This is a genomic window from Micromonospora sp. NBC_00389, from assembly GCF_036059255.1.
In the GTDB taxonomy this organism is placed as follows: domain Bacteria; phylum Actinomycetota; class Actinomycetes; order Mycobacteriales; family Micromonosporaceae; genus Micromonospora.
Genome location: NZ_CP107947.1, coordinates 6,937,197 through 6,960,026, shown reverse-complemented (window position 1 = coordinate 6,960,026; position 22,830 = coordinate 6,937,197). Strand labels below are relative to the sequence as shown.

Below are 22,830 nucleotides of genomic sequence, written 5' to 3'. Positions count from 1 at the left end.
CCCTGGACGTCGCCGCAGCCGTCCCCCGCCATCAACGCGGAATGCGGGCGGGCCGTCGCCGGTTGCGCCGGTGTACGCCGGAGCAGCACGCCCCGGCGTTCGCCATATCCGGCCCTTGGAGGCCAGATGGCGCATCCCCGTGATGCCAGCCCGACATCGGTCTGGTCACCCCGAGGAAAGGTGACAACGATGAACACGCTCACGCAATGGACCGCGGCTCGCACCGCAGTCGCGCGCAGGAGCGCGCGAGCAGTGGCCGGAGTGGCCCTCGTCGCCGCCGGCCTCGCCGCACCGGCGACTAGTGCGCTCGCCGCGCCGACGCAGGTACCTTCGGTCGCCGCGGTGCAGATGGCAGGAAAGCAGTCGGACAAGCGCGTCGACTACCGCTTCCAGGAGCAGCCGAACATCTACTTCTGCGGCCCGGCGTCGACCCGCATCGCGCTCAGCGCCCAAGGCAAGATCCAAAGTCAGGACGAACTGGCGGCCAAGCTAGGCACCACCGTCGCCGGGACGGCCTCGGCGTTCGACATCACCCGGGTCCTCAACCAGGAACTCGGCAAGGACGTCTACAAGACCGGCGAGATCCCCAACGACACAGCCACCACCGACGAGGTGCAGCGCCTCAAGGCTGACCTGAGCACCGCGATCGACAACGACCGCGTTGCCGTGGTCAACGTCATCGGATCCGGCACCGACGTCGACGGGCTGTCGCGCGACTTCCCGGTCGGGCACTACGTGACCGTCGTGGCCTACGACGGCGACCAGGTGAAGATCGCAGACCCGTGGCAGCCGGTGGGCGACGGCACCTACTGGATGTCCGTCGGCGAGCTGGCCGAGTGGGCTGCTTCCCGCGGCTACTCCGCCTGACATCGGCAATTGAGCAACACGCGGCGGTCCCCGGAGCACAAGATCCAGGGACCGCCGCGTTCGTCCTGACGCCGCGCTACCCGCAGACTGCGTCACGGCGACGCGGGCCCAGCGTAGGCTGGCGGAAATGTGGGAGGCGCTGTGTCGGTGAACGGTCTGGGTGAGCTGGAGGCCGCCGTCATGGATGTGCTGTGGCAGGCGGACGAGCCCCTGCGCGTACGTGAGGTGCTGGATCGACTGACCGGACGCACCCTGGCCTACACGACCGTCATGACCGTGCTGGACAACCTGCACCGCAAACAGTGGGTGCTGCGCGACAAGAACGGCAAGGCCTATCACTACCGGCCCGCCGGCAGCCGGGAGGAACTCGTCGCCCGGACCCTGCGGCGCATGCTGGAGACCAGCCTCCAACCGGATGTCGTGCTGCTGCACTTCGCCCGCTCGGCCTCCGATCGGGAACTGGCGGTGCTGCGGCAGGTACTTGACGAACGGACCGACTCCCGGTGAGCCCCGCCCTCGCCCTCATCGTCGGGGCGCTCGCCGTGGCCTGGCTCGCACCAGCGCTGCTGGAACGGGCCGTCGGCCCGGTCCGTGATCCGATCGCGGTGCTGCTCGCCTGGTGGGGCACCCTGGCCGCCGTGCTGCTGACCTTCGCCGCCGGCGTCACCTTGCTGCTCGCACCGGTCGACCGTCTGGGGGACTGGGCGGAGCATGTGGCGCACCACTGTTGGTTCGCGGTCCGGCATGGCCAGCTGCCCGCCCAGGATGAAGTCCTCGGCGTGGCCGGCGCGGTGGCGGTATGCGCGCTGGCCACACGATCAGTGGTCGTGGCGGTTCGGCAGTGGCGTGCCCAGCGCGAGTCTCGCCAAGCACACCATGACCTGGTGACGCTGCTCGGCGAAACCGTTACACCAGAACAGGAACCGGTGCTGCGGGTTCCGCATCCCGCACCGCTGGCCTACAGCGTCGGCGGCCGCCGAGGAATGGTCGTCGTCAGTGCGGGCGTCCTGCGACTACCGCCGGCGCAACGCGCAGCCGTGCTGTGTCACGAGCGGGCGCACCTACGCGGCCGGCACCATCTGATCGTCGCCATCGCGGAGGTCCTCGCCGCGGCCGCACCGTGGGTACCACTGACCCGCCGCGCGCCGCGCGCCATGCGGCTCCTAGTCGAGCTGTGCGCCGACGCGGCTGCCGTCCGCACTTGCGGCGTGCCTGCGGTCCGCGGAGCGCTGATCGCCCTCAGCGGTGCCGCTCACCCCGCGCACGCCCTGCCCATGGCCGGAGCCGACGTGCCAACGCGGCTGCACCGCCTGCAGACAGCCACACCGCACCAGCGGATCGCGGCCCGTGTCGTACTTCCGCTGGTCGCGGCAATCGCGCCGGCAATGATCGGCGCCGTCACCGCTGTCGTCTTCTGCGCCTGACTCCGGCGAGGCGGCCAGCGCGCCGGCGGTCAAAGAGGAGCAGGTGTCCATCGCCGATGCCGTCCCTGGCGCCACGCGATCGGTCCCTCAAACGGCAGAGCGACAGGTGGGCCCCAGAGCCACCGATCGCCCAAACGTGCTGTCCACAAGTGTGTCCCGGGCGCCGGGCGCTGATGACCGACCTAGAGAGGTGGCCCCACCGCCCGCGTTGGCCATCGCGACGACCGGGACGACCCTTCACCTGCGGCACCTGCTGGCCATCTCCCACGAATCCGTAGCCGGTGACGGTCGCCACCCGGCGGCGGCTGTCACCGTATGGGCCAGCGGTGCGGCAACGTTCATCCCCGCCGCGCCCTGCTGACCGGTCAAGCGCTCATCGACCCGATGCGGACACATGCTCCCACTGATCGGCGCCCACAAGCTCCCAGCCCGACGTCTTCTACTATCGCCGCATCGTAGATACCCGCTATTGTCGTTCCGTTACTGCTTGACGACAGGCCCCGGACACATGTCGCCCGCGGTAGTTGATGCGGCGGGTACTCCGGGCGGGGAGCGAGATCGATGAGTAACGGGTCTAAGCGCTCCAGGCGGTACGAGGAGAGCTTGGCAGTCCTACGTCCGGTCGCATGGTCCGCTCTACTGGCCGCCGCAGTGACGGTGGCGTTCGCCAACCCGGTGCACGCCGATCCGCCACTGCCCAATGTCGTCCCCGACACAGGGACGCGACCATCACCCGCTGGGTCGTTACAACTGCCCGGCGGCCAAGCGCCGACAGCGCCGGCCCCCGGCGGTCCGATCACCTCGCCGCCGGCGAATCCTCTCGCAGGGCAGATCCTCGCCCTGGAAACCGAGGTAGCGACCCTCGGCGAGCAACTGCTTCTGCTGCGGCAGGACCAGACACGTGCGAGCCTTTCCCTGCAGGATTCCGAACGGCAGCTACGCGAGGCGCGCGACGGTCTCCAGCAGGCACAGCAGACCGTCGTGCCTGCTGCCGCCGACGCCCTCAAGCGAGCAGCCGCGGTGCCACCCGGCACGGTCGGCGCCGACCTGCATGAGCTGGGCGAGCTGGCCCGCGCCTACCGCGGACAGCAGGACGACGGCGATATCGAAGACGCCGCCCGCGAGCTACGCCAAGCGCAGGCCGTAGAACAGGTGGCCTCAACCCGTCACGGTGCGGCAGTCGCGGCTGAAGAGGCGGCCCGCGGCCGATACGCCTCCTTAGAGACGACCTACAAGCAACGTGAAGCGGCGTTGCTCGCGCTGAAACGACGCAACGCTGATCAGCTGGCCGCGATCGAGCGGCAACGCGAAGCCGCCGAGCAGCGCCTCGGCGCTGATGTCACCGTAAGTGGCAGCATCGCGGGCAAGGCGGCGCACCCGCGGGCCCTGGCCGCCGTGCGGTTCGCCCTCGCCCAGCTTGGCAAGCCCTACGAGTGGGCCGCCGAAGGTCCGGATCGTTACGACTGCTCCGGACTGATCTGGGCCGCCTACCGCTCGAAGGGCGCCGACTACGACCAGCTGCCCCGGGTGTCACGCGACCAGTACAACGCCACTCGCAGCCGCACCGTCGACCGCAACTCCCTGCTCCCCGGTGACCTGGTCTTCTTCGCCTCCGGTACCAGTTGGAGCAGTATTCACCACATGGGCATGTACATCGGCAACGGCAAGATGGTTCAGGCGCCGACCACCGGTGACGTCGTCAAGGTCTCTACCGTTTGGTGGTCACGGTTCTTCGCCGCCACCAGGGTCATCCAGGAGGTGCCGGCCCCCAACACACCCCCCGTCAAGCCCACTCCCAAGCCCACGGAATCCAAGCCACCAACCCCACGGCCCACCCCCACCCCCACCCCACGCCCGACCTCGAGCACGACGCCGAAGCCCACCCCCACTCCCACGAACACCAAGCCCGGTCCAACGGCGACGCCCAGCCCCACGACCACCCCCAGTGCGACCACCACCAGCACACCGAGCCCCACGCAGACCAGCGGTTCAATCACGGCGACTCCGTCCCCCACCGTGATCCACGCTCTCCGAAAATTCGGCCGGCCTGCAGCGCGTCCTCGCCACTGACTGCCCCCTCGGCATAGCTTGCGACAGCATCGGGAGCAGTGACTAAAGGGCTCTGACGGCCCATGCCTGCCGGGTGCATGCACCCGGCGTCCTGCTCATCCCGGGTCTGGGTTGGCCACGTCTGCAACTGCGGGCCGAATCGAGCCATTGGCGTGAAGGAAGCCGCACCGCGATCCAGACTCCGCGAAACGGGGCCGGCCCGGCCACGACGTGAAGCCGACGTCGACTTGCGCCGCTGTAGGCGTTCCTGCCAGCCGATGTACGCCGGTCGCTAAGCGAAGCTGCGCCTCGCCGGGTGAGGTGGCTCGGCCGTGGCGCAGACGCCGGACGAGCGCTCAACCACCCGCGAACCTGTCCCTCGATCCGCCGAACCTGCCGTGCTGTCCCGCCCGATCCGCCCAGTGCCGGTCCGCTGTCATAAGCCGCCTTCCTCACTGGACGAGTGCCACACCCCGGGGCGTGTGCACCGCGAGGAGGCGCCTGTTCGGGCGCCGTAGACATCGATCACTTGACATCACATACCCCGGGGGGGTACACATCTACCACTTACCCATACCCCCTAGGGGCATTAAGGAGTGGTTGTGATGTCACACGGATCCAAGCGGTGGTGGGCCCTCGGCCTCATCGCGCTCGCCCAGTTCATGGTCATCATGGACACCTCGATCATCGGCGTCGCACTACCTCGGATGCAGGCCGATCTCGGCTTCTCGCCGGAGAACCTGTCCTGGGTATTCAACGCCTACGTCGTCGCCTTCGGCGGCCTTCTGCTGCTCGGTGGCCGGCTGTCCGACCTGTTCGGCGCCCGACGCGTGTTCACCGCCGGCTGGGTGATCCTCCTGGTCGGCTCGGCCGCGGCAGGCCTGGCCGACAGCGTCGCTGTGGAGCTGGCCGCCCGCGCCACCCAGGGCGCCGGCGCCGCCCTCATCGCACCCTCAGCGCTGACCCTGCTGATGATGCTCTTCGGCGCCGAGCCGCGAGAACTCACCAGAGCCCTGGCCCTCTACGGGGCCGCCGCACCCGCCGGTGGCACTGCCGGCGTCTTCCTCGGCGGCGTCATCACCGAGTACGTCAACTGGCCCTGGGTGTTCTACATCAACATCCCGATCGCCCTGCTCGCCGTCCTCGCCACCCCGGCGCTGATGCCGGCCGGCGGCGCCCGCCGCGGCTCCCTCGACGTCGCCGGGGCGCTCACCGTCACCGCCGGTCTCGGCGCCGCCGTCTACGCCATCGTTCGCGCTCCCGAGGTCGGCTGGACCTCTGCCCAGACGTGGATGGTCCTCGCCGGCGCCGTCGTCGCGCTGGCGGCGTTCCTCGCCATCCAGGCGGCCCGTCGTGAGCCGCTGATGCGGCTATCCATCTTCCGCGCCCCGAACCTCGCCGCCGCCAATGTCGCCCAACTGCTGCTCGGCGCGGCGTGGATTCCGATGTGGTTCTACCTCAACCTGTACCTGCAGCAGGTCCTCGGCTACAGCGCCTTCCCCAGCGGCGCCGCGCTGCTGCCGATGACCATCCTCATCATGGTCGGAATGATCGGCCTGGCTCCGCGCGCCATCAACCGGTTCGGCCCCAAGCCCCTGGTGGTGACCGGCCTCGCGGTCCTCGCCGCCGGCCTCGGATGGCTCGCCCTGATCCGTCCCGACGGCACGTTCCTCGCCGACGTCCTGCCCGCGTCACTTGTCGCGGCACTGGGCATGTCGCTCGCCTTCATTCCATCCCTCGGCACGGCGATTTCCAGCGCTCGCCCAGAGGAAGGCGGACTGGCCTCCGGCATCGTCAACACCAGCTACCAGGTCGGCTCCGCCCTCGGTTTGGCCGCCATGACCGCGGTCGCCGCCTCGTACGGGGCCGACCGGCTCGACGATCTGACGGCCTTGACCGACGGCTACTCCGCCGCCTTCATCGGCGCCGGCGTCATCGCCGCTGCCGGAGCTGGCATCGCCGCGATCACCCTACGCACCGCCGCGCCCCGTCCGCAGAACACCGCCGACGCCGAAGCCGCCCGCGTCCACTGACGGCTCGGCTGTGGCACCCATCGCGTCGACCTAGCCTGAAAAAGGAGACCGCATGTGCAACCTTCGGCCCGATTCTGATCGCCTACGACCCCGCGACGAACGCCGGAACCGTCAACGGCGCCGCCGCCGTGAGTGACGAGACCGGAGGGCGGCGCCGTCCTCGCCCCGCCGCCTGATCACCGTTCTGGGGCGCCGGCCGTTACGGCCGGCGCCCCAGTGTGCGCACCGAAGTCGCAGCTCCCGTTGGACGCCCCGGCAAGCTGGCTTTACTCGAAGTTGGCGTCCGCCCTGCCGCAGGCATCCGACGTCTTCTCGGCAGGGCGTTGAGGTGGGATTGCTCGAGACGTACCCGCACTGCCTCAACTGACCCGGTGATCGACGCAGTGTCTCGGTATGCGCCAGGAGATGCCCCGGGTCGTGGGCCCGATTGCATGCCCGGTCCCAGTCGGCCCAGTGAAGACCCACAAAAAGAGCAGCGGCGACAGATGCCTGTTGCTGCATCTGTCCGCTGGTCCGCCTCCCTGCACAAGGCCGCCCGGTCGGCGCCGCGGCGGTCGGTCAGTGCTCACAGCAGGTAGGGTCGAAGGTCGGGCTCGATCAGCCGCGCTTCATCAGCCGGCCGACCGCGGCCATCATCTCACTGGCCATCTCGTCGGCGCGGCCCTCAGCCGCCCCCTCGTGCATGCAGTGCCGGGCGTGCCCGTCGAGCAGCCCCAGCGCCACCTTGTCCAGTGCGGCCTGGATCGCGGAGATCTGGGTGAGCACGTCGATGCAGTAGCGGTCGTCATCGACCATTTTTTCAATGCCCCGGACCTGGCCCTCGACGCGGCGCAGCCGCGCGAGCAACTGGTCCTTGCTGGCGGTGTATCCCCGAGTCGGGGTCGGCGTGGGTGTGGTCATGCAGCCAAGGATAGCGTACCCCTTGGGGGTATGCTACGGTCGTCGGGACGGATACCCCCTCCCCGTATGCAGAACGTAAAGGGTGGGGGCGCGTCCGTCAGGCGGTTACCCCCGGGGGGTATATTGTGAGCGTGTGTGAGAGGAGAACTGCATGATCACCACGACGTACCAGGTGCAGGGGATGACCTGCGGGCACTGCGTCAACTCGGTCAGCACGGAGATCGGCGCCATCTCCGGCGTCAGCGACGTCACGGTCGACCTCGCCAGTGGGCAGGTCACCGTGACCAGCGAGGCGCCCCTGGACCCGGCGTCCGTACGAGCCGCTGTCGACGAGGCCGGCTACGACCTCGTCAACGCCTGACAATTCCCACCCACCCCCGCAGAACCGAGGTGCCAGTCACATGAACACGGCGACAAAGTTGAGTGGTTTCGCCCTCGGCCTCGCGGTGGTGTTCGGCGCGGCGTACGGGGTCGGCCAGGTAGTCGACCCCGTCGCGCCGGCTGCCGAGAGCCGCCACGACACCGCCGGGCACGACGACGCCAGCCACGACGACACCGGGTCCGAGGCCGCCGGGCAGATCCCCGGCGGGCTGCTGGTCTCCGACCGCGGCTACACCCTGACCCCCGTCACCGCCCCAGCGAACGAGTTCGCCTTCCGGATCACCGGCCCCGATGGGCGGGCCGTCACTGCCTTCGACGAGGCGCACGACAAGCGAATGCACCTGATCGTCACCCGGCGTGACCTCTCCGGCTTCCGGCACGTACACCCCGAGATGGCCCCGGACGGCACGTGGCGGGTCGCCTCGCCGCTCGGAGAGCCGGGCACGTGGCGCGCCTTCGCCGACTTCACGCCCACCGGTGCCCAGCCGTTGACCCTCGGCGTGGACGTTCCCGTCCCCGGCCCGTTCACCCCACGCCCGCTGCCCGCCCCCGCGACCAGCAGCACCGTTGACGGCTACACCGTCACCATCGACGGCGCCCTCCAGCCCGGCCGCACCGCCAAACTGACCCTGACCATCAACCGCGACGGCGCTGCCGTGACCGACCTTCAGCCCTACCTAGGGGCATACGGGCACCTCGTCGCGCTGCGTCAAGGCGACCTGGCGTACCTGCACGTACACCCGGACGGCGAGCCCGGCGACGGGCGGACCACCCCGGGCCCGCAGGTCACCTTCTTCGCCGAGGTCCCGTCCGCCGGCACGTACCGGCTGTTCCTCGACTTCCAGCACCAGGGCACCGTCCGTACCGCGGCGTTCACCCTCACCGCTGGCGACGCCGCCGGTGCGGCCGGACCCGCCGCACCGCCGGCGCCCGCCACGCCAACCCCGTCAGAGAGCGCCGGGCACGGCGAACCCGGCCATGGCCACAACTGAAGCGGAGCTTGTCATGACCTCACCCGCCAAGCCGCTGAGCGTTGCGCCGAACCAGATCGAACTGGCTATCGGCGGGATGACCTGCGCCTCCTGCGCCGCCCGCATCGAGAAAAAACTCAACCGCCTGGAGGGCGTGAGCGCCACCGTCAACTACGCCACGGAGAAGGCCACCGTCCGCTACGACGACACCCTCACACCGCAGGACCTGATCGCGACGGTCGAAAAGACCGGCTACACCGCGGTCCTACCCCAACCGCCCTCAGCCAAGTCGTCCGAGGCCGCCGAGCCCGTGGACGAGCTGCAAGGCCTACGGACCCGGCTGTGGATTTCGGTGGCGCTCAGCGTGCCGGTGGTCCTGCTGGCCATGGTCCCGGCCTGGCAGTTCGACTACTGGCAGTGGCTGTCGCTGACCCTGGCCGCCCCGGTGGTGGTCTGGGGTGGGCTGCCCTTCCACCGGGCCGCCTGGACCAACCTGCGGCACGGCGCGGCGACCATGGACACCCTGGTCTCGCTCGGCACCCTCGCCGCGTTCGGTTGGTCGCTCTGGGCGCTCTTCCTCGGCGACGCCGGGATGCCCGGGATGACGCACCCGTTCCGCTTCGACATCACCCGCACCGACGGCGCCGGCAACATCTACCTGGAGGCGGCCGCCGGGGTGACGGTGTTCATCCTGGCCGGCCGCTACTTCGAGGCCAGGTCCAAGCGGACCGCCGGCGCCGCCCTGCGCGCCCTGCTCGAACTCGGCGCCAAGGAGGTGGCGGTGCTGCGCGACGGGGTGGAGACCCGGATCCCGGTGGAGCAGCTCGCCGTCGGCGATCGGTTCGTGGTCCGCCCCGGCGAAAAGATCGCCACCGACGGGGTGGTCGACGAGGGCACCTCGGCCGTCGACGCCAGCATGCTCACCGGCGAGTCGGTGCCGGTCGAGGTCGGCCCAGGAGACGGCGTGGTCGGCGCCACCGTCAACGCGGGCGGCCGACTCGTCGTCACCGCCACCCGGATCGGCGGAGACACCCAGCTCGCCCAGATGGCCAAGCTCGTCGAGCAGGCCCAAACCGGCAAGGCAGCCGTGCAGCGCCTCGCCGACCGGATCTCCGGCGTGTTCGTGCCGATCGTCATCACGCTCGCCGTCGGCACCCTCGGTTTCTGGATCGGCAACGAGGGTGGCCTCACCGCCGCGTTCACCGCCACAGTGGCCGTGCTGATCATCGCCTGCCCCTGCGCGCTCGGCCTGGCCACGCCAACCGCACTGCTCGTCGGCACCGGCCGCGGCGCCCAACTCGGCATCCTGATCAAGGGACCGGAGGTGCTGGAGTCGACCCGACGGGTGGACACCGTAGTGCTGGACAAGACCGGCACGGTCACCACCGGGAAGATGACCCTGGTCGACGTGGCTCCCGCCGACGGGCAGGATGCCGACGAACTGCTGCGACTCGCTGGCGCACTGGAGGCCGCCAGCGAGCACCCGATCGCCCAGGCAGTCGCCGCCGGCGCCGCCAAGGCCGGCGCGCTGGCGCCGGTGGCTGGCTTCGCCAACGCCGAAGGGCTTGGCGTGAGCGGCACCGTTGACGGCCGCGAGGTACTGGTCGGTCGGCTTCGGCTGCTACGCGAGCGCGGCCTGGACGTACCGCCCGAGATTGAGCAGGCCGCAGCCGACGCGCAGACGGCAGGTCACACAGCGGTTCTGGCAGGCTGGGGTGGTCGGGCCCGCGGGGTGCTGGTGGTCGCCGACGTGGTCCGACCGACCAGTCGAGCCGCGATCGGCCAGCTCCGGGCACTGGGGCTGACCCCGGTGCTGCTCACCGGCGACAACACCGCCGTCGCCCGGACCGTCGCGGTGGAGGTCGGCATCGATGAGGTGATCGCTGAGGTCATGCCGGCTGACAAGGTCGACGTGGTCAAGCGGCTGCAAGCCGACGGCAAGGTTGTCGCGATGGTCGGTGACGGGGTCAACGACGCCGCCGCGCTGGCCCAGGCCGACCTGGGCCTGGCCATGGGCACGGGGACCGACGTGGCGATCGAGGCATCGGATCTGACCCTGGTCCGCGGTGACCTGACGGCTGCCGTGGACGCCATCCGGCTCTCCCGCCGAACCCTGCGCATCATCAAGAGCAACCTGTTCTGGGCCTTCGCCTACAACGTGGCCGCTCTGCCGCTGGCCGCGGCCGGTCTGCTCAACCCGATGATCGCTGGCGCGGCAATGGCCTTCTCGTCGGTGTTCGTGGTGGCCAACAGCCTCCGGCTGCGCCGCTTCCAACCCGTCAGCTAGCACATCGCACCTTGAGGCGCAGCTGCCCGGCACTGTGCCTCGAGGTCGGTCCCGCCGAACCTGACGTCCCAGGAGCTACGACCGCGACCGGCTCCAATGGTTACCGGAACACGGATACGGCCGATGTGGCAGTACCGCCACATCGGCCGTATCCGTGCGTGGGTATCTCCGTGGGTCGCCACCCGAAGCGGGCCTTCCCGCCGTGTGCCCTGAGGAGGATGTCCTGGTCAGCTCGTCCAATCAGGGCTCCAGCCCCCCCGCGCCTCTACCGGAGTTGATCGCGCAGATCGTTCATCGCGGATACGTCCTGCACCTGCTCATCATGGATCTTCTTCGCCAGCTCCGCCGCCGTGCCGGCACCGGTGGCCGACTCCATGTCCGCCATCATGATCGCCGACATGTGGTGACTGCTGAACATGTCCAGCCACCCAAGGTCGAACTCACGGCCGGACAGCGACTGCAGCTGGCTCATCTCCTGCTCATTGAACCGTGACAGCGGCGGCTCCGGCGGCTGCGCGGTCATGTTGGCGCCCTGGGCGACCTGCCGAAGCTGGGGCAGTTCGGCCTGCTGATTCCGCTGGGAGCGTTCGGCGACAGCCTTCACTCCCGGCGTCGATGCCTTATCCATCGCCAGCTGCGCGAGTTCGATGCCTTCTTCGTGGTGGGACACCATCATGGCGGCGAACATGGCCGATCCGTGGGTTGATCCTGATGGGGACGGGCTAGCTGGACTGGGCGCCGCGAAGGCTGCCCCGTTGCCGTTGTATCCGCCGACGGCGACAGCCATTGCGATCAACGCGCTCGCCCCGATGACCCGGAAACGTCGTCTGCTCATGTTGTGCCTCCACACTGGCCCCCGAAAGGCCTTGATGAGGATCCGATAGCGCGAGCGGTGGCCACGCACATCGGAGGAATCTGGGCGGCAGCGCATACCCCTGCAGCCGCTGCACTCACTCCGGCCTCGCGGCTCGGACGGCGTGGCCAGCTCGGTCAAGGACGCCGACGGGCCAGCGTGGGGCAGGGGACGACCCTAGTGCTCTGACCACAAACGTTGGCGGTGTTGGTGACACGCCGGCCTGAGTGAAGGGCTGGGCCGGCGTGGGACCGTCAGGCTGTCGGGGTGGCAGAGCCGGTTCGGGTACGTCGATTAAGTGATCAAGAGGGTCAACGGCTGCAACGTCTGGTGCGTCGAGGCACCGGCTCGGTCGTGCGGCTGCGCCGGGCGATGGTCGTGCTCGCCTCAGCTGGCGGCAACAGTGTGCCGGTCATCGCCCGGCTCGTGCAGGCCGACGAAGACTCCGTTCGGCAGGTGATCCACCGGTTCAACGAGATGGGCATGGCCAGCCTGGACCCTCAGTGGGCGGGTGGCCGTCCCCGCCGAATCAGTAGCGACGACGAGGCGTTCATCGTCGCGACGGCCAACACCCGTCCCGCCAAGCTGGGACGGCCGTTCACCTGCTGGAGCGTGCGCAAGCTCGCCGAATACCTCGCTGACAACCCCGATCGGAAGGTGATCATCGGGCGGGAACGACTACGGCAGGTGCTGCGCCGCCACCAGATCACCTTCCAACGCACGAAGACGTGGAAGGAGTCCACAGACCCCCAGCGGGAGCAGAAGCTGGCCCGCATCGAGCACGTGATCGAGCACTTCCCACACCGCGCCTTCGCGTTCGATGAGTTCGGGCCGCTGACGATCCGCCCGCACGGCGGCGTCGGCTGGCAGCCCAAGAGCCGCCCACGCAGGCTCCCAGCGAACTACCACAAGCTGCACGGCGTGCGGCAGTTCCACGGCTGCTACTCGATCGGCGACGACACCCTCTGGGGCGTGGTCCGCACCCAGAAATCGGCGGCGAACACCCTCGCCGCACTCAAGTCGATCCGGGCCGCCTGCCCTGACGGCGCCCCGATCTACATCATCTTGGACAACCTGTCCGCCCATAAGGGCTTCGCGATCCGACAGTGGGCGGCCCGGAACAAGGTCGAGTTGTGTTTCACCCCGACCTACGCATCCTGGGCCAACCCGATCGAGGCGCACTTCGGGCCGCTGCGCACCTTCGTCATCGCCGGCTCCGACCACCCCAACCACACCGTCCTGGCCCGCGGCCTGCACGCCTACCTGCGCTGGCGCAACGCCAACGCCCGCCACCCCGACGTCCTGGCCGCCCAACGCCGCCACCGCGCCCGCATCCGCAGCGAACGACACCGCCGCTGGGGCCAACCCGCCACCCGAGCCGCATAACCAACCCGGCCAACGTTTGTGGTCAGAGCACTAGGCCGTGTCTTCAAAGGTTCACAACCATTGGAGTAGCGCGGCGATGGTGACGGTGGCCTGGAACGACGTCGCGGTCTTGTCGTAGCGGGTCGCGACACTGCGGCACTGCTTGAGCCGGTTGAAGCACCGCTCGACGACGTTGCGCCGCTTGTAGAGCTGCTTGTCGAACACCGGTGGCCTGCCGCCACGGCTGCCTCGTCGGTGGCGGTTGGCCTGCTGGTCGGCACGTTCGGGGATGGTGTGTCCGATGCCGCGTCGGCGCAGGTAATCCCGGATGGCTTTGGAGCTGTAGCCCTTGTCGGCGATGACATGGTCCGGGCGGACCCGAGGTCGGCCGGGTCCCGAGCGCTCGACCCGGATGGCGGCCATGACGTTGGTGAAGCGGGTGCAGTCGTTGACGTTGCCGCCGGTGAGCACGAACGCCAGTGTCCGACCCAGGCCGTCGCAGGCGAGGTGAATCTTGGTGGTCAGTCCACCTCGACTTCGACCGAGGGCGTGATCCTGTGGTTCGTCCGTTTCTCGGCGCCCCCTTTAGCGCCAGCGGCATGCTGGTGAGCCCGCACGATCGTGGAGTCCACCGACACCAGCCAGTCGATGTCCCCGGCCGCGTCCGCGTCGGCCTGGACCCCGGCGAGCATCCGCTGGAACCTGCCATCAAGGGCCCACCTGCGGAAGCGGGTGTAGATCGACTGCCAGGACCCGTAGCGGGAAGGCACGTCCCGCCACGCCGCCCCGGCCCGGATCTTCCACACGATCCCGTTGAGCACCCGCCGGTCATCGGCACGCGGCCGACCACCCGTCACCGCCGACGGCAGATACCGCGACAGCGTTTCCCACTCGACGTCAGACAACTCGTAGCGACGACCCACGCGCTACATCATCCGACACCAAGATCCTTTGAAGACACTGCCTAGGCCGGCATGCCTGCCGCCAGCCCGTCACCTGCCCGGTGAGCGGGTCTTCATCGGACCTGAACAACCCTTGGCGACGGTCGCCGGAGACGCAACATGCGCCTCAACGCCGTGCTCAATCCCAGCTGTGACCGTAAGCCGTCCAGTAGCCGTCCTGATGCTCAGCTCGCGTTCCCGCCAGTAGCACGGCATGGCCTGGCTTGCGATGCCCGCCTTCGCTCAGGGTCGACGCGCGCCCATGTACGGCATGGTGTCCAGACGCGCCATCTTCACCGGCACCCCGGCACGAGAAGCGTGAACGATAAGGCCGTTGCCTACATACATGCCGACGTGATGCAGGTCGCTGTAGAAGAAGACCAGGTCCCCGGAGCGCAGATCGGCCCGGGCGACAGGGGTTCCCTGGCGCCACTGGGCGCCGGTGAAGTGGGTCAGCGACACTCCCGCCGCCTTCCACGCGTACTGGGTCAGCCCCGAGCAGTCAAAGGAGTCCGGCCCATCCGAACCCCAGACATACGGTTTGCCGATTTGCGCGCACGCCACCTTCACCGCTGTCCCGGCGGCACCGCCGGGGTTGATCGCTGGGCAGGAGCCGATCCGCAGCGACGCCGTCGACGCGCTTGATCCGCCGGCGCTTCGAGTCCGCAACGTCTCGAGCCGGTCGACTTCGGCCTGAATTACCTTGCGTCGTCCCGCGAGTTCGGCGTCCAGTCGCTTCTGCTTCGCGACCAGCGTTTCGATGCTTGCGCGCTGACGCATCAGGTCATCGCGCGTTGCCACCACCCCGGCGATTGCCCGGTTGTTGGACCGCGCGACGTAGTCGAGCATCGCCAACCGATCCGACATCGACTGCGGGTCGCCCGTCGCCAGGACGGCGTTGATGTACGAGGCAGGGCCCAGCCGATACTGCCGCGCCGCCAGCCCGTTCACCTGTCCCTGGGACAGTTCAACTCGTAGTTGCAGGGGCGCGATCTTTTTCTGCAGTTCCGCGGACTTGGCCTTGTTGGACTGCAGCTCGGCGTGGATCCCGTTGTACTGCTCGATGACCGGTTCGAGTTTCTCCCACGCCGCATCGAGCTGCCGCTCGATCTCAGCCGCCGACGGCTCGGCCCGCGCCGGCACCGCGACGCTCGCCCCGCCTGCGACACTGATCAACGCGACCATGACCGCGCCGACCAGCAGGCGGTTCATGCGTGACCTCACCACTGCACACCCTCTCGGCCGAGCGGATTTAGCTGACATGTCGTCGGGCAGGTTGAGCGGCCATCCGCATACGGCGGCACCTCCACGCCTGATGTGCGGGGCCGGGCCGATCACACCGGAGGTTACACAGGCACCGTCAACCCGTCTACTACCGCCTGTTAGTAGTGGGTGGAAGCGGGTACGGATGGGGGACCAGCGGCGACGTGAAAGCGAGGACCCGGTGATATCGACGCGTCGAACACCGATGGCCAACTCACCCACGTTCGATCCCGGATCAGCTACCGGTCGAACGAGGCGTGGCCCGACCGCGCGCCAACACGACACGCGCGAGACCGGGCCACTCATCCTCTGATCGTCCCCAGTGCAACCCAGGCATGCAGCAGGCCGTCAGCCATCATTCGCGCTGTCGATTCCTGCGGGGATGGCGGAGCGAGCGACATCGCCGTCGTAACCAGCCGGCCACCAGTCGCGCAGGGAAGGGCGGCGCCTGCCATAGATGGCCTCCGAGCTGGGAAGCAGCGCCCACTGGTACACCGCGACACGATGATCGGCTGGCTGAGCGCAACGCCGCCGCAAGGGTGGTCAAGGGTGCGCCTTGCGGTGTCCGTAGCTGGTGAGCCCTCGGGGCTTGACCACGGACAGGACCAACGCCGTGAGCAGGAGCGCCACCGCTGCCCCGGCATGCAGGACAGGGGAGGGACTGCGCAGGAGATTGAGATCTGCCGGGCTGGTCGCGTTCCGGGCCAGCGTCGCCAGATACCCCAGGGTCTGCATGTACAGCACGAGCACGCCGACCGCGACAAGGTTCATCGCCAGCTTTGTGAGGACCCAATAGTGCCGGAACAACCCCCACCTGCTGCCTAGGGACTGGACGAGACCGGTAAGCAGGGACGCGAGGCTCAACGGGATGAGGGCGTACCAGGCGACGACCTCCAGAACAACGTAGGCCCCACGCGTCGTCGCAGCGTCACTAGCGAGCCAACCCGCCACGGCGAGGACCAAAGACGTCACAATTGCGCCTAGCCAGCCGACCGAACACCCGATGTGCATCACCAACGCGACCTTGCGACCACGCGGGCTCAAGCGCACGACCGGCACGCCCCACGCTCGCTGTCCACGCCCAAGGCCACAACCGGAGAGGCGCCGACAGCAGCGGACCCACCGTGCATGTGCCGGCCCGGCCCGTGACCGGCGAGCAGCATCGCGATCACCAGCAACACCAGCGCTGCACCAACCACCGCCGACACCTTGAACCAGCGCGGGGCCCGACCAGTCGCCGTCGCACGAGCATCGGCCGAGGCCTTCGCCGGACGAGTGGCCGAACTCTGCCCGTCGCTGTTCACCGTTTGATCATCCATGGAGCATCTGCCTCTCAACGACTATCGGTTTTTCGAGACAGAGTGTCGCACCATGAGCCATGGTGACGCCAGGGGGGCATCCCGTATGATTTCTTCGTGCCCAGGCTCTGGACGACCACGATCGAGGAACACCGCCGGACCGTGCAGGCCGCCGTCCTCGACGCGACCGCCGACCTCGTGGCGCAGCACGGACTAACGTCAGTGACGATGTCGCAGATCGCGAAGGCCACCGGGATCGGGCGGGCGACGCTCTACAAGTACTTCCCCGACGTTGAAGCGATCATGATCACGTGGCACGAACGTCAGATCGGGCATCATCTCGACCACCTCGCCGCCGTCGGATCGAAGGGTGACGGCCCGGAGCAACGGCTCCACGCCGTGCTGAGTGCCTACGCGACCATCCAGCATGCGCACCGCGGCCATCCGCTCGCGTCGCTGCTACATCGAGGCCCTCACCTGCTCCAGGCACGTCGCCACCTGCGCGATTTTTTCGCCGGACTACTGTCCGAAGCCGCGGCAGACGGACACGTCCGCGACGACATCGCCCCGAGCGAACTGGCGGACTACTGCCTGCATGCCCTAGACGCCGCGACCGAGCTTTCGACCGACGCCGCTGTCAACCGGCTTGTCGCCGTCGCCATTGCAGGGCTACGCCCCTAGGTCTGTGTCGGCGTTGGTCGAAGCCGAGGCGGTGGCAGATGGAGGAGTTCTGGCGGCATGCCCTGCTCTGCTGGCGAGGTCGCCCGCCTGGCGTGCGACGCTTGGACGTCAGTCGACTACGGTGCCTTTCCTGTCTGGGCTTGGGGCACGATCCCCGCTCGCGGTGGCCGTTCCTGCCACGGAGTCGCGGGCATGGCACGCCCGGCAGGCCTGGGCCTCTCGGCAGAGCCGGCCACCGGGCTGCGGGCGTGGTCGGGCTGCAAGGACCTGCACAGCGAGTACGGCGGTGGTCGAGTCGCCACCGACGAGCAGTACCGGGACTGGATCGACCGGGGCCGGAAGCTTGGCCCGGCGACTGCCAGAGGAGACCGCCGCGTAGGTCATCTACCAGGGGGATCGCGGCGAACTCGATCGCGACTGCCCGTACTGCGGTCACTGCGGCTGGGCCTCTGCCGCAGTCGGCTACCGCCATTCGTTGATAGCGGCCAGGTGGATGGTGGCCTCGTAGCGAACGGCCAGTTCGTCGAAGCGGCAAGCGACCCACGGTTGGGCCCCGGTCCAGGCCGGGCCGAGCTGCCCCAGTTAGGACAGTAGGGCGCAGGAAGCCCGGCCTGGACTGTCGTCTTCGTCAGGCGGGGGCCGCCTCGTAACCGGCTTCCTGGATCGCCCTCACGATAATGGCGTCGTCGATGTTCATGTCTGACGTCACCGTCACCTGACCGGTGGCAGAGTCCGCCTCGACGCTGGCGATGCCGTCTACCGCACCGACTCCTGCCTTCACCTTGTTCGCGCAGCCGTTACAGGTCATTCCGTTGACGTTGTAGGTCTTGGCACCCACGACCATCCCTTTCTCCTATACCCCTACAGGGTATTTGCTTTCTCGGACCCTACGTCACAAGGGTGGGTCGGGCAACCCCCACCCCCTAGGGGTATCTGAGCCTCCACGGCATGCTTCGTAAGCCCACGCGCCCATCCAGGTCCTGGCTCGGGTACCTCAGAGCCTCCCGCTGCACACAACGGGGGCCTACCGCAATACGGCGTCGGATGACGCGGCGATGTCCCTTGTTCGGCGGAAGCTGCTGTCGGTCAGCGCGATCCAACGCCTGCCCTTGGCCGAACGTGTCGCCGGTGGAGTCCCACCCCACCGGCGACCTGTTCGGGGATCAGTTACTGGAGCGTGGCCTGGGCGTGATGATGAAGGCCAGGCCGGCGGCGGCGGCCGCGATGATGGCGCCGGTGGTGAAACCACGGGAGAACCCGTCAGTGCTGTTCCCGGCGATACTCGCCGCGGCCACGCTCGACACCACAGCGGCGCCGAGCGATGCCCCGAACTCGTGGAACGTGCTGACGATTCCAGACGCCAGCCCGGCCTCTCGTGGATCGATCTGCGCTAGAGCGGTCGCGGATGCGACGACGAAGACGGCCCCGGTGCCGGCGGCGGCAAGGCTGACGCCGGAAACCATCGCCACGGTCCCGCACCATAGCGCGGGGATCACGAAGCCTGCTGCGGCGAGGAGAAGTCCCAGCACGGCAAGGGTGCGCGGGCCTGTACGACCAATGACGCGGCCCGCTGCGTTGGCCCCGAGCATGGTCGCGAGCGCTACCGGGAGAAAGAGCAACCCGGTCTGGAGGGCGCCGTACCCGCGGTGGTCCTGAAGGTAGAACGACCCGAGGAAGAAGACAGTGATCATCAGGGCGGTGGCCACCAGGATCAGCAGAGTCCCGGTCGCCACCGGTCGGCGCAACAGCAGTCGCAAATCCATGAGCGGGCTCGCCGCGAGGCGCCCCGTCTCGCCTACATCCGAGTAAGGGGCCGGTAGCCGCGTGCGGTGCCCGGGTGAGGCGGTTCCGGGATGCACCGCACGCGGCGAGGCCCGCGAGCCACGCACTACCTCGGTCGCGCACCTGGCTCGCGACCCATTCAAGCTCGGAGCTAGTCGACGGTTTCCCACGTCAGCGCCCCAGGGCGGTGTCCGCCGTCGGTGAGGAACAGTCGTGCCGCTTCCCGCGCGGTCGTGTTTGTGACGCGGGTGCGTTCGGGCCATGCGTCGGTCGGGGTGCCGGCGTAGTCAAAGGTGAATGGGGGTCCGGGTTCGAGGTCTGGCTGGTATCCCCAGGCGCTGCTGCCGTTGGCGTCGAGGTGGTAGACGAACGACCGTTCGGAGTGGCCGACGCAGATATCGAGCATGACTGGGAAGTCGGCTCCGCCGTGGGCGACGAGGGTGACGCAGTAGGGCAGATGCTCGGTGTGGGCTTGACTGATCGTGTCCAGCGTGGCGTCGAGTTCGGCGACGGTGCTGACCGACGCGGCGCCGTCGCCGCGTCCCCAGGTGATGTCGATGCTCATCGCCGGATCCCTTCGCCTGTTCCGAGGTACAGCTTATGGAGCCACGTCCGGTCGCCATCGGTGAGGATCATCGTCAGGCGTGCCTTTTGGCAGGATCGTGGCGAGGATCTTCTCGCAGACCAGGGGTCTGACCGGATCGTCGCAGGGGGTGTGGTTGAGCACGAGCGTCGCCTCGGACGGGCTGCCGGGACGACGCAGCCCGGCCGCGGCCTGCGCCTCGGCGTGCTCCATCACGATGGCCTGAGCCAGTGGCGGCTTGAGTAACACCCCGGCGGCGGGAAGCCTGCCGCCCCGGATTCGCCGGCGGCGGAGCCGGCCATCAGGCCGCGCTGAGAAGTCAGGATCGTGCATGACCGTCTGAAATGACCGCCTGATCGGCGGGGAGGAAAGCCTCGTTCTTATCGTGCGGCGACCCGTCGGATTCGAGGTGGTACAAAGGCGCACGGTGCCAGTCAGCGGCAGGTACTTGTGTTCGGGTGCCGCAGGGGAGGGGCCAAACAACCACCGCACCTGGCCCCGGCCCAACGGGCGTTCGGAAAGCCCGCCAGGGACCTAATTTCCTAGGATGCCTGCGAGTTGTGCCATGACTGGCTGAACCCCTTTGGATCGCAAGGTGGCAACAAGCACCCGTCTGCTGATGCGAACGGCCCGATCTAGGTCTTTACGCCATGCCCAGCTTCCGGTACGAAGAACGCAGCGCTGCGAAGTCGAGAGACTACGCTGCGCTGCGTCGTCTTGGAGGTGGCCATGTTAAGCGAGCAACAGGAGGCCCTGCCCCTTGTCTTGGAGCTGCCGGACGCACCAGAAGACGACGGCGCAGAAGGACAAGCCAACTTCCGTTTCCAGTGCGAAGTCATCGCCCGCTGGAGCTACGGCTTGTTCGAGCCTGACGGGCCGATCGCAGTGGTCTGTGAGCACCATGAAGACTTCATGGTGCTCTTCGCCGACGGCCAGGTTGACCTTGCATCAGTCAAGCATCGAAGCCGCAACCGCGGGACGTGGTCCGTCGCTGACCTCTGCGACGACGGCGGTCTCACACACTTGTTCGACCGAAGGGTCCCGGTGGCTGCGTCTGGCCGCCCCATCCGTGCCTTACACCTGACCAATGCCGGCCTGACTAACGGACCAGGTCAATCCGCGGAACTGGCGGGCATATGCGAAGCCACGCAACCGGACGCTGCCCTACTCCTAGCCTGGTCGAAGAAACTCGCCCGACAATTTCTCATGGTGTCGCAGCGCAAACGGACGTCCGCCATGCCAACTGGTCAACCGCCGGCGCGTCCCGAGCACCTGCTCGACACCGATCCGCTCGTGCAGCTGGTAGCGCGATTCATACCGATGCTGACCTTCGTGCCGGTGTCACACCGCGACGACATAGCCGCGAGCACCATCATCGAACGCCGACTTCGGAGGTAGCCACGGGTCAGGTCGGGTCGATGACGTCACTGCTCACTGGTGCAGCATCCCTGTATCCGAGTCGCCCGTTTGATCGCTGAGTGGGAGGGTTCGGGTGCACCCCTGGTCCCCGCCGTGCCATCGCCATCACTGCTCGACCTTCGAGGTCCAGCTTGAGTTCTGCGAGGCCCGGCGGCCCAGGACACCCCGACTGGCTACAGGGCTATGCGCCAATGAGCGCCGATCAGTGAGCGACCGGCTGCGGTGTCCCGGGACCACCGGGTGTCTTCCCACTGATGCAACAGCGAGGAGACAACTGTGAGTATCAACCCCAACCCCACTGCCATGCGCGTCACGGCGGGGGTGGACTGGGCCAAGGACGACCACGCCGTCTGCGTGCTCGGCGATCAAGGGGAGGTCCTGGACCGGTTCACCGTGCCGCACGACGCGGCCGGGTTGAAGCGGATGGCCGCCCGGCTGCTGCGCGCCGGTGTCGAGCAGGTCGGCATCGAACGCGGCGACGGACCGGTGGTCCAGACCCTGATGCGGGCCGGACTGACCGTGTACGTGATCCCGCCCGGTCAGGTGAAGAACCTGCGCAGCCGGTACGGATCGGCCGGGAACAAGGACGACCGATTCGACGCCTACGTCCTGGCCGACGTGGTCCGCACCGACGTCCGCCGGCTGCGACCCATGGTTGTCGACAGCGAGCAGACCACCGCGCTGCGCGGCAGCGTCCGCGCCCGCCGAGACCTCGTCACCCACCGGGTCGCCGCAGCCAACCAGCTGCGGGCACACCTGCAGATCGTGTTCCCCGCCGCCGCAACGCTGTTCGCCGACATCGACTCGCCGATCACTCTGACCTTCCTGGGCCGGTTCACCACCCAGCAGGCCGCGGACTGGCTCTCGCCCAAACGCCTCGCCGTCTGGCTGCGCTCCGTCTCATACAGCGGAGGCGTTGACCCGGCCGTGCTGCACGCCCGGCTGCTTGCCGCACCCCGCGGCGTCACCGGCGAGCCCGCCGGCATCCACGCGGGCACCACCACCGCGCTGGTCGCCGTCCTGCGAACCCTGACAGCCCAGATCCAGATCCTGGCCGCCAGCATCGGCGAACAACTGGACGCACATCCCGACGCGCCGATCTTCACGTCCCTGCCCCGCTCCGGCAGCGTCCGGGCCGCCCGGCTGCTCGCCGAAATCGGCGACGCCCGCGGACGGTTCCCCACCCGCGAATCGCTGACCTGCCTCGCCGGGGTCGCCCCCTCGACCCGACAATCGGGCAAGGTCAAGACCGTCATGCTCCGCTGGGGCGCCGACAAACAACTGCGCGACGCCCTCTGCGATTTCGCCGGCGACTCCCGCCGCGCCAACCCCTGGGCCGCCGATCTATACGCAAAAGCAACCGCCCGCGGCTGCGACCACCCCCACGCCGTCCGCATCCTCGCCCGCGCCTGGGCACACATCATCTGGCGCTGCTGGCAGGACAACGTCCCCTACAACCCAGCCACCCACGGCGCCCTCCAAACCCTCCTCAACCAAAACCAACCAACAGCCGCCTGACCCAGGGGTTGACACAGGGCAACTCAAGTCTGCCTCGATCTTGCCGACGCTCAACGCAACAGAGCCGTAGTGGATGCCTTCGAGGATCACGGCAAGCTTGAAGTAGGCGAGTCCGAGGTAGAAGCCCATCTGTGACAGGTCCCGTCCGCTGGCTGTCGCGTAGCGGTGGAGGAGTTCGGTGTCGGTGATGAAGCCCTGGGCGGTGGAGGCGTCGG

General features: G+C 68.4%; 20 protein-coding genes and 1 pseudogene. 12 read left to right on the top strand and 9 right to left on the bottom strand.

Annotated features, from left to right (window positions below; all coding sequences use genetic code 11):
- The first annotated feature begins 189 nt into the window (after nucleotides 1-189).
- The 5 genes from OG470_RS32950 to OG470_RS32930 all read left to right on the top strand — a co-directional run bounded on the left by OG470_RS32950 (nucleotide 190) and on the right by OG470_RS32930 (nucleotide 6,373).
- Entirely contained in the window at nucleotides 190-867 is a 678-nt protein-coding gene (locus OG470_RS32950) for a C39 family peptidase (protein ID WP_328418565.1), read from the top strand.
- 141 nt (nucleotides 868-1,008) lie between these two features.
- Nucleotides 1,009-1,374 (top strand): BlaI/MecI/CopY family transcriptional regulator, encoded by a 366-nt coding sequence (locus tag OG470_RS32945; protein WP_328418564.1) that lies wholly within the window; start codon nucleotides 1,009-1,011, stop codon nucleotides 1,372-1,374.
- Nucleotides 1,371-2,291 carry a M56 family metallopeptidase gene (locus tag OG470_RS32940; protein ID WP_328418563.1) on the top strand — a complete coding sequence of 307 codons (921 nt, stop codon included), beginning with the start codon at nucleotides 1,371-1,373 and terminating at the stop codon, nucleotides 2,289-2,291. The genes OG470_RS32945 and OG470_RS32940 overlap by 4 nt, the downstream gene beginning before the upstream one ends.
- 561 nt (nucleotides 2,292-2,852) lie before the next feature.
- A complete protein-coding gene (locus OG470_RS32935) occupies nucleotides 2,853-4,361 on the top strand; it encodes a C40 family peptidase (RefSeq protein ID WP_328418562.1) in 1,509 nt (502 codons plus the stop codon).
- A gap of 584 nt (nucleotides 4,362-4,945) precedes the next feature.
- Nucleotides 4,946-6,373, top strand: a complete 1,428-nt coding sequence (locus OG470_RS32930; protein ID WP_328418561.1) for an MFS transporter — start codon at nucleotides 4,946-4,948, stop codon at nucleotides 6,371-6,373.
- Between the two features lie 597 nt (nucleotides 6,374-6,970).
- Here OG470_RS32930 and OG470_RS32925 read toward each other — a convergent pair.
- Nucleotides 6,971-7,273, bottom strand: coding sequence for a metal-sensitive transcriptional regulator (locus tag OG470_RS32925; protein WP_269683478.1), 303 nt, complete (start codon nucleotides 7,271-7,273; stop codon nucleotides 6,971-6,973).
- Between the two features lie 151 nt (nucleotides 7,274-7,424).
- On the opposite strand from OG470_RS32925, the gene OG470_RS32920 reads away from it, so the two are divergent.
- The 3 genes from OG470_RS32920 to OG470_RS32910 are packed head-to-tail and all read left to right on the top strand — an operon-like array spanning nucleotide 7,425 to nucleotide 10,912.
- Nucleotides 7,425-7,634: a heavy-metal-associated domain-containing protein gene (locus OG470_RS32920; RefSeq protein ID WP_328418560.1), complete on the top strand. Its 210-nt coding sequence runs from the start codon at nucleotides 7,425-7,427 to the stop codon at nucleotides 7,632-7,634.
- Nucleotides 7,635-7,674: 40 nt separating this feature from the next.
- Complete coding sequence (locus OG470_RS32915) at nucleotides 7,675-8,646, top strand: hypothetical protein (RefSeq protein ID WP_328418559.1); 972 nt, start codon at nucleotides 7,675-7,677, stop codon at nucleotides 8,644-8,646.
- A gap of 13 nt (nucleotides 8,647-8,659) precedes the next feature.
- Complete coding sequence (locus OG470_RS32910; RefSeq protein WP_328418558.1) at nucleotides 8,660-10,912, top strand: heavy metal translocating P-type ATPase; 2,253 nt, start codon at nucleotides 8,660-8,662, stop codon at nucleotides 10,910-10,912.
- 265 nt (nucleotides 10,913-11,177) lie between these two features.
- Here the strand turns inward: OG470_RS32910 and OG470_RS32905 are convergent, their stop codons facing one another.
- Nucleotides 11,178-11,747, bottom strand: a complete 570-nt coding sequence (locus tag OG470_RS32905; RefSeq protein ID WP_328418557.1) for a DUF305 domain-containing protein — start codon at nucleotides 11,745-11,747, stop codon at nucleotides 11,178-11,180.
- Nucleotides 11,748-12,032: 285 nt separating this feature from the next.
- On the opposite strand from OG470_RS32905, the gene OG470_RS32900 reads away from it, so the two are divergent.
- Nucleotides 12,033-13,151, top strand: coding sequence for an IS630 family transposase (locus tag OG470_RS32900; RefSeq protein ID WP_328418219.1), 1,119 nt, complete (start codon nucleotides 12,033-12,035; stop codon nucleotides 13,149-13,151).
- Between the two features lie 51 nt (nucleotides 13,152-13,202).
- On the opposite strand, the pseudogene OG470_RS32895 reads toward OG470_RS32900, so the two are convergent.
- The 3 genes and pseudogenes from OG470_RS32895 to OG470_RS32885 all read right to left on the bottom strand — a co-directional run bounded on the left by OG470_RS32895 (nucleotide 13,203) and on the right by OG470_RS32885 (nucleotide 16,105).
- Nucleotides 13,203-14,053, bottom strand: a pseudogene (locus OG470_RS32895) (IS5 family transposase).
- A 261-nt stretch (nucleotides 14,054-14,314) separates the two neighbouring features.
- The gene (locus OG470_RS32890; RefSeq protein WP_328418556.1) at nucleotides 14,315-15,283 is read right to left on the bottom strand and encodes a C40 family peptidase; all 969 of its coding nucleotides are present in this window, start codon (nucleotides 15,281-15,283) and stop codon (nucleotides 14,315-14,317) included.
- A 594-nt stretch (nucleotides 15,284-15,877) separates the two neighbouring features.
- On the bottom strand, nucleotides 15,878-16,105 hold the full coding sequence (locus OG470_RS32885; protein WP_328418555.1) for a hypothetical protein: 228 nt from the start codon (nucleotides 16,103-16,105) through the stop codon (nucleotides 15,878-15,880).
- 644 nt (nucleotides 16,106-16,749) lie between these two features.
- Here OG470_RS32885 and OG470_RS32880 point away from each other — a divergent pair.
- On the top strand, nucleotides 16,750-17,313 hold the full coding sequence (locus OG470_RS32880; protein WP_328418554.1) for a TetR/AcrR family transcriptional regulator: 564 nt from the start codon (nucleotides 16,750-16,752) through the stop codon (nucleotides 17,311-17,313).
- Nucleotides 17,314-17,941: 628 nt separating this feature from the next.
- Here OG470_RS32880 and OG470_RS32875 read toward each other — a convergent pair.
- The 4 genes from OG470_RS32875 to OG470_RS32860 form a co-directional block, all read right to left on the bottom strand.
- Nucleotides 17,942-18,151, bottom strand: coding sequence for a heavy-metal-associated domain-containing protein (locus OG470_RS32875; protein WP_328418553.1), 210 nt, complete (start codon nucleotides 18,149-18,151; stop codon nucleotides 17,942-17,944).
- 325 nt (nucleotides 18,152-18,476) lie between these two features.
- Nucleotides 18,477-19,358 (bottom strand): MFS transporter, encoded by an 882-nt coding sequence (locus OG470_RS32870; RefSeq protein ID WP_328418552.1) that lies wholly within the window; start codon nucleotides 19,356-19,358, stop codon nucleotides 18,477-18,479.
- Nucleotides 19,247-19,660, bottom strand: coding sequence for an Imm1 family immunity protein (locus OG470_RS32865; RefSeq protein WP_328418550.1), 414 nt, complete (start codon nucleotides 19,658-19,660; stop codon nucleotides 19,247-19,249). Before OG470_RS32865 ends, OG470_RS32870 begins: the two co-directional genes overlap by 112 nt.
- Nucleotides 19,661-19,693: 33 nt before the next feature.
- Nucleotides 19,694-19,891, bottom strand: a complete 198-nt coding sequence (locus tag OG470_RS32860; RefSeq protein WP_328418548.1) for a DddA-like double-stranded DNA deaminase toxin — start codon at nucleotides 19,889-19,891, stop codon at nucleotides 19,694-19,696.
- 516 nt (nucleotides 19,892-20,407) lie between these two features.
- On the opposite strand from OG470_RS32860, the gene OG470_RS32855 reads away from it, so the two are divergent.
- Nucleotides 20,408-21,076, top strand: coding sequence for a hypothetical protein (locus OG470_RS32855; protein WP_328418547.1), 669 nt, complete (start codon nucleotides 20,408-20,410; stop codon nucleotides 21,074-21,076).
- A gap of 297 nt (nucleotides 21,077-21,373) precedes the next feature.
- Nucleotides 21,374-22,615, top strand: coding sequence for an IS110 family transposase (locus OG470_RS32850; protein ID WP_328418545.1), 1,242 nt, complete (start codon nucleotides 21,374-21,376; stop codon nucleotides 22,613-22,615).
- Nucleotides 22,616-22,830: the final 215 nt, after the last annotated feature.

What these genes read in the sequence shown, in the direction of transcription:
- OG470_RS32855 (WP_328418547.1), top strand. Translation starts at nt 20,408, where the DNA reads ATGTTAAGCGAGCAACAGGAGGCCCTGCCCCTTGTCTTGGAGCTGCCG.
- OG470_RS32935 (WP_328418562.1), top strand. Translation starts at nt 2,853, where the DNA reads ATGAGTAACGGGTCTAAGCGCTCCAGGCGGTACGAGGAGAGCTTGGCA.
- OG470_RS32915 (WP_328418559.1), top strand. Translation starts at nt 7,675, where the DNA reads ATGAACACGGCGACAAAGTTGAGTGGTTTCGCCCTCGGCCTCGCGGTG.
- OG470_RS32905 (WP_328418557.1), bottom strand. Translation starts at nt 11,747, where the DNA reads ATGAGCAGACGACGTTTCCGGGTCATCGGGGCGAGCGCGTTGATCGCA.
- OG470_RS32865 (WP_328418550.1), bottom strand. Translation starts at nt 19,660, where the DNA reads ATGAGCATCGACATCACCTGGGGACGCGGCGACGGCGCCGCGTCGGTC.
- OG470_RS32870 (WP_328418552.1), bottom strand. Translation starts at nt 19,358, where the DNA reads ATGGCCCGAACGCACCCGCGTCACAAACACGACCGCGCGGGAAGCGGC.
- OG470_RS32910 (WP_328418558.1), top strand. Translation starts at nt 8,660, where the DNA reads ATGACCTCACCCGCCAAGCCGCTGAGCGTTGCGCCGAACCAGATCGAA.
- OG470_RS32950 (WP_328418565.1), top strand. Translation starts at nt 190, where the DNA reads ATGAACACGCTCACGCAATGGACCGCGGCTCGCACCGCAGTCGCGCGC.
- OG470_RS32930 (WP_328418561.1), top strand. Translation starts at nt 4,946, where the DNA reads ATGTCACACGGATCCAAGCGGTGGTGGGCCCTCGGCCTCATCGCGCTC.
- OG470_RS32860 (WP_328418548.1), bottom strand. Translation starts at nt 19,891, where the DNA reads ATGGAGCACGCCGAGGCGCAGGCCGCGGCCGGGCTGCGTCGTCCCGGC.
- OG470_RS32920 (WP_328418560.1), top strand. Translation starts at nt 7,425, where the DNA reads ATGATCACCACGACGTACCAGGTGCAGGGGATGACCTGCGGGCACTGC.
- OG470_RS32890 (WP_328418556.1), bottom strand. Translation starts at nt 15,283, where the DNA reads ATGAACCGCCTGCTGGTCGGCGCGGTCATGGTCGCGTTGATCAGTGTC.
- OG470_RS32885 (WP_328418555.1), bottom strand. Translation starts at nt 16,105, where the DNA reads ATGAACCTTGTCGCGGTCGGCGTGCTCGTGCTGTACATGCAGACCCTG.
- OG470_RS32925 (WP_269683478.1), bottom strand. Translation starts at nt 7,273, where the DNA reads ATGACCACACCCACGCCGACCCCGACTCGGGGATACACCGCCAGCAAG.